The sequence below is a fragment of the Oscillatoria sp. FACHB-1407 genome (genome assembly GCF_014697545.1).
Lineage (GTDB): Bacteria > Cyanobacteriota > Cyanobacteriia > Elainellales > Elainellaceae > FACHB-1407.
Genome location: NZ_JACJSA010000065.1, coordinates 1 through 2,657, shown reverse-complemented (window position 1 = coordinate 2,657; position 2,657 = coordinate 1). Strand labels below are relative to the sequence as shown.

Sequence of the window (2,657 nt, the reverse complement as noted above, 5' to 3'; positions counted from 1 at the left end):
GGCTTCTGCAATAACCGTCATCCCTGGCTTACGTCCAATCATCGCCGCCAGTCCTTGTCGCACAACCGGATGATCGTCTGCGATCAAAATTCGGATGGATGGTTCTGAATTCATAGCGTCAATGGCACAACAATCGTTAGGACTGTTCCCTCTCCAGGTTGGCTAGCAATGGTTAAATTGCCTCCAATTTGTTGCGATCGCTCCTGCATACTGATTAAGCCATAACCCTTTTTAGATGTCTCTAAATGGGTTAACTGGTCGTAATCAAAACCCTGTCCGTTATCTTGGATTTGCAATTGAACGTGGTCGGGTCGGTAATTGAGTTCAATCTGGATATGAGTCGCCTCAGCATGTTTGAGAATATTATTCATTGCTTCTTGAGCAATTCGCAACAAATTTGTTTCTATTTCTGTTGAAAGAACGTAGGGAGTGCCCTGAACCCGATAGGTTACCTGTAACTCGGTATTTGAAGTTAAGTCTCGCATCAAACTTGTGAGCGCACCTGCCAGGTTGGTTTCTTCCAGCACTTGGGGACGTAATGCGCGGACTGAGCGACGCGCTTCGGCGAGACTTGCTGCGGCTAAATGACGCGCCTGAGCAATATGAGCCTGGCGATCGCCTGCATCTGTCAGGTCAGTGTCTTCTGCGGCTTGGAGTTGAATCAGAATGCCTGCTAAGCCTTGGGCGATCGTGTCGTGGATTTCACGAGCCATGCGGTTCCGTTCTTCTAATACCGCCACTTGTTTTGCTTCTTCGGCTAATTGAGTCAGTTGAATTGCCAGTGTTGCCTGTTGTGCTAGTGCCTGGAAGAACTCAAACTCAGAAGCTTTAAACTGGGTGCGATTATGAAAAGCTAACCCTAAAATTCCCAACGGTTGATCACCCAACATTAACGCTGTGCACACTGACCCGTACTCGCCTCGGCTGCGATGGAACTCGATTGCACCGGGCCAATGATCCGCTGAGTCTCGCTCGATATCGAAGTAAATTGGACTGCGTTGCCCGAGTAGTCGCTGCCATGCTCCAGTAACATCTGCCGAAAAGGGTTGACCAATCGGAAGTCCACTCACTAATCCAGGTTCAGGACGGATGATGCTGTCTTTATCAACTCCTAAAGAAGGGGAAATCGTGTGAGTTTTAGCATCATAGAGAAAAAGTTGAGCAGCGGCTCCATCAAGTGTTTGGATGGCTTCCTGCAAAATCCGCTCTAAAAATGATTCTAAATTGCGATCGTTGGCAAGCTGATTCAGGCTACGCTTGAGTGCCTCATTCGCTTTTACCAATTCAGCAGCACGTTCTTGAGCTGCTTTTTCTTGCTCACGGGCGATCGCCGCCTGCTTCGCTTCTTCTGCCAATCGGGTCAGTTCTAACGCTAACGTTGCTTGATGCGCAAGAGATTGCACCAGTTCAATTTTTTCAGGATTGGGGTCAATCCACTCTCTAAAACAAGGAGCCATAAAGCCGATCGTCCGTCCACCAACCACCAGTGGTACAGCAACGACCGTTTCATGTCCCATTGCTCGATGGAACGAAGGGGATTGGGGATGGCTGTTTGGGTCGGTGCCATCTGTCTCATGAGCCACTACCCATCCGGTTTCACAAATCTGCCTCCAAGCAGGGCTAATATCAGCGGGGATCGGTTCTCGATACGGCTCTAAGCGTGAGTCAGTCAGGATATCGGCAATCTGTCCATGCAGGCAAATTGCGTGCATCGACAGGGTATGTGTTGCTGCATTGTAGAGGAATAAGGCATTAGAGCATGCGCCAATTTGTTCTGCGGCTTCTGTCAAAACGTGATTCAAGAAGGCATCTAGTTCTGGTTGCTCAGAGAGCTTGCTGACGGTGCGTTTCAAAGCCTCATTCGCTTTTACCAGTTCTGCGGCGCGTTCTTGTGCCGCTTTTTCTTGTTCACGGGCGATCGCCGCTTGTTTGGCTTCTTCTGCTAGTCGTGTTAGTTGAATTGCCAGAGCCGCTTGATTGGCAAGTACCTGTAAGAGTTCAATGTTTTGTTCATTTATTATCTTTTTACTGGTAAAGGCAAGCCCAAAATGCCCTAAAAATTCATCTCCGATAAACAGTGGGATTGCAATTCCCACAACATGATCACGCCGTTTGTGATGTTCCCCAACATCCTGCCAAAGTAGGTGGGAATCCTGTTCAAAATTTGCTTCCAAATCAAAATATCTTAACTGCCGTGTTTCTCGAATCAACTGAATAAAGCCAACCTCAGAAATTGGCATATCAGGAGGAAAGTCTAGGCTAGAAATGACTTTTCCCTGCTCAACCAGAACAGCCGTAGAAATCATTTCCTGTTGCGGGTCATAGGTGGTGAGATGCCCTCCATCTGCACCTATTTGAGCAACTGCTTCGAGCATAATGTGCCCCAAGAAGCCGGATAGATCAGGTTGCTCTGCCAAACGTGACGAAGTGCGAGCAAGAACTTCATTGGCTTTTGCTAATTCTGCTGCTCGTTCTTGTGCGGCTTTTTCTTGTTCACGGGCGATCGCCGCTTGTTTGGCTTCTTCTGCCAGTCGAGTTAACTGAATAGCGAGTGTGACTTGTTGGGCTAGGGCGTAGGTTAACTCAATTTGTTGCTCAGTGAAGTGGCGATTATGGGGAAAAAACACAATTAGTGCGCCGATCGTTCTATCCCCTAA

1 protein-coding gene is annotated in these 2,657 nt (G+C 48.1%); it reads right to left on the bottom strand.

Annotated features, from left to right (window positions below):
• Window positions 1-110: 110 nt before the first annotated feature.
• A partial coding sequence (locus tag H6G89_RS34255) for a GAF domain-containing protein (protein WP_190514494.1) occupies window positions 111-2,657 on the bottom strand: 2,547 nt, incomplete at its 5' end.